This is a genomic window from Elioraea sp. (assembly GCF_051860475.1).
Lineage (GTDB): Bacteria > Pseudomonadota > Alphaproteobacteria > Acetobacterales > Acetobacteraceae > Elioraea.
The window spans coordinates 1-8490 of sequence record NZ_JBHYDW010000168.1 but is presented as its reverse complement, the minus strand read 5'-3'; the positions used below and the strand labels follow the sequence as shown (position 1 = coordinate 8490).

The window sequence follows — 8490 nt, the reverse complement described above, 5'->3', positions numbered from 1 at the left end:
ATGGCCTACGGCACCGAGGCGCAGAAGCGGCTCGCGGCCGAGCAGGTGCTGGGGCACGGCGACAAGCCGGCGATCTGCATCACCGAGCCCGAGGCCGGTTCGGCCGCGACGTCCATGACCACGCGCGCCGAGAAGCGCGGCGACCGCTGGGTGCTGAACGGGCGCAAGCACTGGATCACCGGCGGCGGCGTCTCGCGGCTGCATCTGATCTTCGCCCGCGCGATCGAGAGCGGCGTCGATCAGGGGATCGGCGGCTTCATCGTCGTGCGCGAGGGCGACGGCAGCCCGCCCGGCCTGGTGATCGGCGAGCGGCACTACGCGATGGGCGTGCGCGGCATCCCCGAGACGGTCATGGAGTTCCGCGACCTGGAGGTGCCGGACGCGATGGTGCTGCCGTCCCCGGGTGGGTTCCGGCGCGGCTTCGGCGCGCTGATGGACGCCTACAATGCCCAGCGCGTGGGCGCGGGCACGGTGGCCCTCGGCATCGCCGCCGGGGCGCTGGAGGAGGCGATCGGGTTCGTCAAGCGGCGCGAGCAGTTCGGTCGGCCGATCGCCGAGTTCCAGGGCCTGCAATGGATGATCGCCGACATGACGGTGGCGGTCGAGGCCGCCCGGCTGATGCTCTGGCGCGCCGCGCGCAGCGTCGGGCCGAACGGCTTCCCCGATCCGCATCTGGCGGCGCAGGCGAAGATCCTCGCCGCCGAGACCGCGGTGAAGGTGACGAACGACGCGTTGCAGCTCTGGGGCAGCGCCGGCTACGGGCGGGACGCCCCGATGGAGCGGCACGTGCGCGATGCGCGGATGTTCACCATCGCCGGCGGTACGGCGCAGATTCTGCGGAATCTGGTGGCCGGGCGGGCGCTGGGGATGAAGCTGCCGCAGACGCGCGATGGGTATCTGCGCGAGGCGGTGAAGCGGCTGGCTGCGGAGTGACAGCCACGATGCCCCCGGCCGGCGACTCCCCCTACCTCGTCCGCGCCGCGGACGCCCCGCTCACCCCGTTCTCTCCCACCCTGAAGGTGGCGGAGGCCAACTTCCCCGGCTTCGGCATCGCGCTCCGCTACCAGGAGCGCGCGCCCGGCGGCCCGCCCTCGGACTGGTGCGAGACGGGCCACTCGATCTTCATCCTTTCAGGCAGGATCCGCTACCAATTCCCTGATCACACGGTGGAAGCCGGCCCCGGCGACATGCTGCACATCCCCGCCGGGCACGAACACCGCCACAAGCCCTCGGTGATCGGCGACGAGCCCGTCCGCTACGTGCTGACCGAGTTCGGCTGAACGCACGGCACAGGAGCGCGCCATGGAGTTCATCAACTCACCGGCGGCGAAGGCCGCGAAGCTGCCCTTCAGCCAGGCCGTGCGCGTGGGCGACGTGCTCTACCTCTCCGGCATGCTGGGCAACGTTCCGGGCAAGGCGGAACTGGTCCCCGGCGGCCTGGAGGCGGAGACGCGCCAGACCATGGAGAACATCCACGCGGTGCTGGCGGAAAACGGACTGACCTTCGATGCCGTCTTCAAGTGCACGGTGATGCTGGCCGACATCTCCCGGTGGACCGAGTTCAACCGGGTGTATCTCGCCTGCTTCGATCCCGACCGCCTGCCCGCGCGCTCCGCCTTCGGGGCGAACGGACTGGCGCTCGGCGCACAGGTCGAGATCGAGTGCTGGGCGTATGCGGGGACGGATCAGGGCGGCGCGGGCGGGTAGCGCCACGGCTCCCCGCGCGGCCCGCTCGCGGGGTGTTAACGTCGCGCCAATCCCCGCCTGCGATACATCCGTGTGGAGGGTTGGACCGGCGTGCGTGGTACCTTGGCTCAGGTGATGAACTGGTTCGGCGCGCCGTCGCGCGCGCGCCGGACCGACGCGCCTGCCGGCCAGGTGCTGTTCGACGACCGCCCGCCGACGCCGGCCGTCCGCCGCCGGCTCGACCCCGAGCCGCCGTCCCCGCCGCCCGCCCGCTGGCCCGAGACCAAGCTGAAGGTGCTCGGCGCGATCTGGGGCGAGGGGTTCCTCGGGCCGGGCGGGGCGGAGGAGACGCTGACGCTCGCCAAGCCGCTCGGGCTGAACCAGACCCACTCCGTGCTCAACCTCGGCGCGGGGCTCGGCGGCGCGACGCGCGCGCTCGCGGCCGCCTCCGGCGCCTGGATCACCGGCTACGAGACCGATCCGGACCTTGCCGAGGCGGCGCAGGCGCTTTCGGAGAAGCACAAGCTGGAGAAAAAGGCCGAGATTCGGCCTCTCGACCTCGCCAACCCGCAGATCCGCGCGGGCTACTACCACCACGCGCTCGCGCTCGAGGCGCTGTGGCGCATCCCCGACAAGGCGCCGGTGCTTGCCGCCCTGGTCGGGGGCGTGAAGCCGGGTGGCCAGGTCGTGCTGACCGACCTGGCGCTGGGCCCGGCTTCACCCTTGGCCGAGCGGGCCTTCAACGCCTGGGCGCAGCTCGAAGGGGTCGCGCCGTGCCTGACCGGCGAGAAGGCGCTGACCGCGCTGCTGGCGAAGGAGGGGCTGGACATCCGCATCTGCGAGGACATCACCGCGCGGCACATCGGCCAGACCACTGCCGCCTGGGGGAGCTTCGTCGAGGAGCTGAAGCGGGATCGCCCCGCGCGCCCCTTCGCCACCCAGGTGGTGGCCGAGGCCGAGCGGTGCCTCCGGCGCATCGACCTGATGCGCAGCGGGCGGCTCCGCCTGCTGCGCTGGCACGCGATCCGGCGCTGACCGCACATCAGGGCTGCCGCGGTTGACACGGAGCGCCCGAGCCTCTACCTGCCGCCGCCTGATCGAAGGAACACCCCGATGCGTATCCGCAACTCGCTCCGCTCCGCCAGGGCGCGCGACAAGAACAACCGGCTCGTGCGCCGCAAGGGCCGGCTCTATGTGATCAACAAGAAGAACCCGCGCATGAAGGTGCGCCAGGGCTGATCCCACCCGCCCTTGCGTCGGGCGCGGGGGCGCCCTTGCGCGCTCAATCCGCCCCGACCAGCACTGGCTCCGGCATGCGATCGGCTCCCCGCCGCCGGGGCGACCTCGGCTCCGGTCCTGCACCTGCGTCCGGGGATGCGATCTCCACCCGGTTCCGTCCGCACGCCTTCGCCTGGTAGAGCGCCGTGTCCGCCGCGTGCAGCAGCGCCTCGAACGGCATGCTGCCCGCGAGGCTCTCGGCGACCCCGCCGCTGATCGTCAGCGCTCCGGGCGGCAGCGGCCCGATGCCATGGGACTCGACGGCCTCGCGCACCCGGTCGAGCGCGGTGGCCGCCTCGGCCGCGCCGAGCCCGGGGAACAGGATGCAGAACTCCTCCCCGCCGATGCGCGCGAGATGATCCTCCGGGCGCACGTGGGCACGCGCCAGCGCGGCGATCTCCCGCAGCACCGCATCACCGACCGCGTGGCCCCAGCGGTCGTTCACGTGTTTGAAGAAGTCGGCGTCGAACACGCCGGCCGAGATCACCGCGCCGGTGCGCTGGCAGCGCGCGATCTCGCGGCGTGCACATGCCGTGAGCCAACGACGGTTCCAGAGCCCCGTCAGCGGATCGGTTGCCGACTTCCACTCGGTCGCACGCAGGATCTCGGCCAGCACATGCGCGAAGCAGAGCGCGGCCAGCGTGCACATCAGCGGGCCGAGCAGCGGCTCGACCGGGTGATAGGGCGCGATCCCGAGGATGCGGAGATACAGATAGAGGCCCGCCAGCAGCCCCAGGCCCCAGCCGACCAGGATGATGGGGGCGTGGGGCGCGCCCAGCCACCACAACCTCACCAGCGCCGCCAGCACGACGACCGGGCCCATCCCGCCGGCGAGCACCTGGACGGCGAGCGCCATGCCGGCCGGCATCCATGGCGAGAGCGTGCCGACGAGTGCGACCACGACGAAGCCGCGGAGCGCATCGTCCGATCGCCGGTCGCGCTCGCGCGCCTTCAGCAGCGGGCGGAGCAGCCAGATTGCGGATGCGAGCGTCAGCAGGCCGGACACCCGCAGAGCCGCGTCCGCGCCGACCGTCCATTCCGGCCAGAGCCAAGCCTTGCCCAGTCCGGACGCGGCCAGCACATAGAGGATCGCCGCCGCGGTGTAGGCCATCAGCGCGACGAACTCGGTCCGGCGCAGGGTCGCGGCAAGGGCGGAGGCGAAGGCGAAGGTCGTGCCGATCACGCCGAGCATCAGGCCCAGCGCCAGCGTCTCGATCAGCGCCGTGCGCAAGAACGCCCCCTCACGCATGAGCCAGAGCGGTGCCGCGATGTAGCCGGAGGAGCGGAGGCAGAGCTCGACGAGCGCGTCCTCGCCCGGGTCCAAGGGGACCAGGAAGGCCGGGCTGTGGCCGGGCAGGATCTTGCCCTCGGGTCGGCCCGCCTTGCCATGGCGTGAGGTGGTCGCGGTGCCGTCGCGCGCTGTCACATGAAGCGCGATCTCGTCGAGCGGCGGATACGGCAGGGATAGCACGAGGGCCGCCGATCTGGGCTCCGGATTGCGAAGCCGGAAGCGCAGCCAGACCGCCTCAGGCGACGGGGCCGCGTGGGGGACGGCCAGCTCAGTCCCATCGAAGGGCACGAACGGCGCATGCGCCCGGTCGCAGGTGCCGCCTGCCTCCCGTCCGGTTTCGGCAAGCGCGCCGACCAGCAGACGGTCCTGCCCCGGGGCGAGCGCGATCTCCGGGATAGCCTCAGCCGGGCCGGCGAGCATGGCCGCCATGACGGCCGCAGCCATCCGCCGCAGCCAACGCCGGAGCCATTCGGAGCGCATGAGCATGACGTTAGCCGGGAATGGTTAACCGGCCGTGGCGGCGGCCGGCTCGCTTGCGCCGCCCCTCGTGCGGCCATAGATCACCTCCATGGCCGTTCGGCCAGGGAGGGTGCCATGCTCGCGATGCCGGAGCCCGATCCGACGGTCCTTGCCCGGCGCGAGGCGATCGTCGCGGCGCTGCGCGACCGGGCCGGGGCCGCGAACGTCATCGCCGAGCCGCTCCGGCTGAAGCCCTACGAGACCGACGGGTTCACCGCCTACAAGTGCGTCCCGCTCGTGGTGGTGCTGCCCGAGACGACCGCGCAGGTGGCGGCGTGCCTCAGCTATTGCCACGAGCAGGGCATTCGCGTGGTGCCGCGTGCCGCCGGCACCTCGCTCTCGGGCGGGGCGCTGCCGCTCGAGGATGCCGTGGTGATCGGCGTCTCCCGCATGAACCGAATCCTCGAGGTGAGCCTCGAGGACCGGCTCGCCCGCGTCGAGGCCGGGGTCACCAATATCGGCATCACCAAGGCGGTCGAGGGCGAGGGGTTCTTCTACGCACCGGACCCGTCGTCGCAGCTCGCCTGCATGATCGCCGGCAACGTGGCGATGAACTCGGGGGGCGCGCATTGCCTGAAATACGGCGTGACGGCCAACAACCTGCTCGGCCTGACGATGGTGACGATCGAGGGCGAGGTGATCGACCTCGGCGGCGAGCATCTCGACACCCCGGGCTATGACTGGCTCGGCCTGATCACCGGCAGCGAGGGCCAGCTCGGCATCGTCACGGAGGTGACGGTGCGAATCCTTCGCGCCGCCGAAGGCGCGCGCGCGATGCTGGTGGGCTTCGCCGCGACCGACGTCGCCGGCGCGGCGGTCGCCGACATCATCGCAAGCGGCATCATCCCCGTCGCGCTGGAGTTCATGGACAAGCCCTGCATCCATGCCTGTGAGGCGTTTGCCCATGCCGGCTATCCGCTCGATGCCGAGGCGCTGCTGATCATCGAGGTCGAAGGCAGCGAGGCCGAGCAGGACGCGCTGCTCGACCGGTTGAAGGCGATCTGCGCCCGCCACGCGCCGAGCACCATCCGGGTCGCCCGCACGGCCGAGGACAGTGCGGCGATCTGGAAGGGCCGCAAGGGCGCGTTCGGTGCGGTCGGGCGGATCAGCCCCGACTATCTCTGCATGGACGGCACGATCCCGCCCGGCTCACTGCCCGAGGCGATGCGGCGGATCGGGGCGCTCTCGGCGAACTACGGGCTGCAGGTCGCGAACGTGTTCCACGCCGGCGATGGCAACCTGCATCCGCTGATCATGTTCGACGCCAACGACGACGAGAGCTTCCGCCGCGCCGAGATGCTGGGCGCCGACATCCTGCGCCTCTGCGTCGAGCTCGGCGGCTGCCTGACCGGCGAGCACGGCGTCGGGATCGAGAAGCGCGACCTGATGACGGTGCAGTTCGGCCCGGTGGACCTCGATCAGCAGAAGCGGGTGAAGCGCGCCTTCGATCCGCAGTGGCTGCTCAACCCGCACAAGGTGTTCCCGCTGGACACGGCCGGGACGGCGTGAGGTGAGCGCGGGGACGATCGCGCCCGCCGACGAGGCGGGGCTCGCGGCCGCGATCGGTGCTGCGCATGCGGCCGGCACGCCGCTCGCGGTCTGGGGCAACGCCACCAAGGCCGCGTTCGGCCGGCCGGTGCAGGCCGCCGGCGCGCTCAGCGCGCGCAACCTGACCGGCATCACGCTCTACAGCCCGGCCGAGCTGGTGATCGGCGCGCGCGCCGGCACCCCCCTGGCCGAGATCGAGGCGGCGCTTGCCGCCAAGGGCCAGCACCTCATCGCTGAACCTCCTGATTTTTCTGCATTGATGGGGCCGGGCGAGGGGCCGCCGACGCTCGGCGGCACGCTCGCCTGCAACCTCTCGGGGCCACGGCGGATCGCGCTCGGCGCCATGCGCGACCATGTGCTCGGCGTGCGCGCGGTGAACGGCGCGGGCGAGGTGATCACCTCGGGCGGGCGGGTGCTGAAGAACGTCACCGGGCTCGATCTCGCCAAGCTGCTGACCGGCTCGCGCGGCACGCTCGCGGTGCTGACCGAGGTGACGCTGAAGGTGCTGCCCGCACCGGAACGGACCGCCACCGTGATGCTGCGCGGGCTCGATCCGGCCCGCGCGGTCGCTGCGTTGTCGGCCGGGCTCGGCAGCCCCTATGGCGTGTCGGGGGCGGCGCATCTGCCCGAGGCGGCCGCCACTCGTGCCGGTCTCGGCGCGGCGGCGACGCTGCTGCGCATCGAGGAGTTCGCTGGCTTCGTCCCCTACCGCACGGCGCGGCTTGCCGAGGCGCTCGCGACGTTCGGCGCCGCGGAGGTGCTCGATCACGACGCGAGCCTCGCGCTCTGGCGGTCGGTGCGCGATGCCGGCCCGCTCGGGGCCGCGCCGGAGGATGCCGTGTGGCGGGTCTCGGTGCGTCCCTCCGCCGGGCCGGAGGTCGTCGCCGCACTCGTCCGAACCTTCGACGCCAGGCTGTTCCTCGACTGGGGCGGCGGGCTGATCTGGGTGGCGGGTCCCGCGACCGAGGAAGCGCACCGGGCGGTCGCGGGTGCGGCGCGCGCAGGGGGCGGGACATTCTGGCTGATGCGCGCCGATGCCGGCTTCCGTGCCGCCGTCGCGCACCTGCCGGACGAGGCGCCGCCGCTTGCCGCCTTGACGCAGCGGGTGAAGGCCGCGTTCGATCCGAAGGGCATTCTCAATCCCGGCCGGGTCTTCGCCGGCATCTGATCATGCAACGAACAAGGGGGACGACGTGACGCTTCTGTTCCTGATCCTGCTCCTGCCGGTGATCGCGCTCGGCTTCACCGGCCTGACCATGGTGTTCATGGACGCAATCCGCGGCGAACAGGCGGACCGCGACCGCGTCGGTTTCGCGCGTGGCGCGCTCGGCTTCTTGCTCGGTGCGATCGGGCTGCTCGGCCTGATCGCCGACCTTCTCTCCGGCGCGCTCTGGCGCGTCGAGGGCTTCGGTGCCTATGTCGGCGCCTACGGCCCGCATTTCGCGCTGATCGGGCTCTCGGTGCTGCTGGTCGCCCCGCCGCGCGCCCGCCCGGCCTGAGCGCCGGCGCGGATGCAGACCGCCTTCACGCCCGAGCAGCTGCGCGACGCCGACACGGCCGAGGCGAACCGCATCCTGCGTACCTGCGTGCATTGCGGCTTCTGCACCGCCACCTGCCCGACCTTCGTGCTGCTCGGCGACGAGCTCGATTCGCCGCGCGGGCGCATCTACCTGATCAAGGACATGCTGGAGAACGGCCGGCCTGCCACGGACGAGATCGTGCCGCATCTCGACCGCTGCCTCTCGTGCCTCTCCTGCATGACCACCTGCCCGTCGGGGGTGCACTACATGCACCTGATCGACCACGCGCGGCGGCATGTGGAGGAGACCTATCGCCGGCCGTTCAGCGAGCGGGCGCTGCGGTCGGCGCTGGCGATGGTGCTGCCTCGCGTGGGCCTGTTCCGGCTGGCGCTGCTCGGCGCGCGCGCGGCCAAGCCGTTCGCCCGGCTGGTCCCCGGCCAGTCCATGCTGGCGCAGCGGTTGCGCGCGATGCTGAGCCTGGCACCTGCGTATCTGCCACCGCCCTCCGACCTCGAGCGACCGCGCATTCATCCCGCGCAGGGTGAGCGGCGCGGGCGTGTCGCCCTGCTCGCCGGCTGCGCCCAGCAGGTGCTCGCCCCCGAGATCAACGCAGCGACCATCCGGCTGCTGACCCGGCTCGGCGTCGAG

Annotated in this window: 10 protein-coding genes; 9 read left to right on the top strand and 1 reads right to left on the bottom strand. The window is 72.1% G+C overall.

What is annotated here, in order from left to right:
• The 5 genes from ACTIFU_RS20645 to ykgO all read left to right on the top strand — a co-directional run.
• On the top strand, positions 1-933 hold a 933-nt coding region (locus tag ACTIFU_RS20645), incomplete at its 5' end, for an acyl-CoA dehydrogenase family protein (protein ID WP_439580206.1).
• A gap of 8 nt (positions 934-941) precedes the next feature.
• A complete protein-coding gene (locus ACTIFU_RS20640) occupies positions 942-1280 on the top strand; it encodes a cupin domain-containing protein (protein ID WP_439580205.1) in 339 nt (112 codons plus the stop codon).
• A 22-nt stretch (positions 1281-1302) separates the two neighbouring features.
• On the top strand, positions 1303-1707 hold the full coding sequence (locus tag ACTIFU_RS20635; protein ID WP_439580204.1) for a RidA family protein: 405 nt from the start codon (positions 1303-1305) through the stop codon (positions 1705-1707).
• 90 nt (positions 1708-1797) lie between these two features.
• Positions 1798-2721: a class I SAM-dependent methyltransferase gene (locus ACTIFU_RS20630; protein ID WP_439580203.1), complete on the top strand. Its 924-nt coding sequence runs from the start codon at positions 1798-1800 to the stop codon at positions 2719-2721.
• Positions 2722-2799: 78 nt separating this feature from the next.
• Complete coding sequence (gene ykgO / locus ACTIFU_RS20625) at positions 2800-2925, top strand: type B 50S ribosomal protein L36 (protein WP_439580202.1); 126 nt, start codon at positions 2800-2802, stop codon at positions 2923-2925.
• A 43-nt stretch (positions 2926-2968) separates the two neighbouring features.
• On the opposite strand, the gene ACTIFU_RS20620 is transcribed toward ykgO, so the two are convergent.
• Positions 2969-4699, bottom strand: a complete 1731-nt coding sequence (locus ACTIFU_RS20620) for a diguanylate cyclase (RefSeq protein ID WP_439580201.1) — start codon at positions 4697-4699, stop codon at positions 2969-2971.
• Positions 4700-4849: 150 nt separating this feature from the next.
• On the opposite strand from ACTIFU_RS20620, the gene ACTIFU_RS20615 reads away from it, so the two are divergent.
• From ACTIFU_RS20615 to ACTIFU_RS20600, 4 genes are all read left to right on the top strand, one after another.
• Positions 4850-6283, top strand: coding sequence for an FAD-linked oxidase C-terminal domain-containing protein (locus ACTIFU_RS20615; RefSeq protein ID WP_439580200.1), 1434 nt, complete (start codon positions 4850-4852; stop codon positions 6281-6283).
• Position 6284: 1 nt separating this feature from the next.
• The gene (locus ACTIFU_RS20610) at positions 6285-7490 is read left to right on the top strand and encodes an FAD-binding protein (RefSeq protein ID WP_439580199.1); all 1206 of its coding nucleotides are present in this window, start codon (positions 6285-6287) and stop codon (positions 7488-7490) included.
• Between the two features lie 25 nt (positions 7491-7515).
• Complete coding sequence (locus ACTIFU_RS20605; protein WP_439580198.1) at positions 7516-7821, top strand: hypothetical protein; 306 nt, start codon at positions 7516-7518, stop codon at positions 7819-7821.
• A gap of 12 nt (positions 7822-7833) precedes the next feature.
• Positions 7834-8490: 4Fe-4S dicluster domain-containing protein (locus ACTIFU_RS20600; protein ID WP_439580197.1), on the top strand; the 657-nt coding region annotated here is incomplete at its 3' end.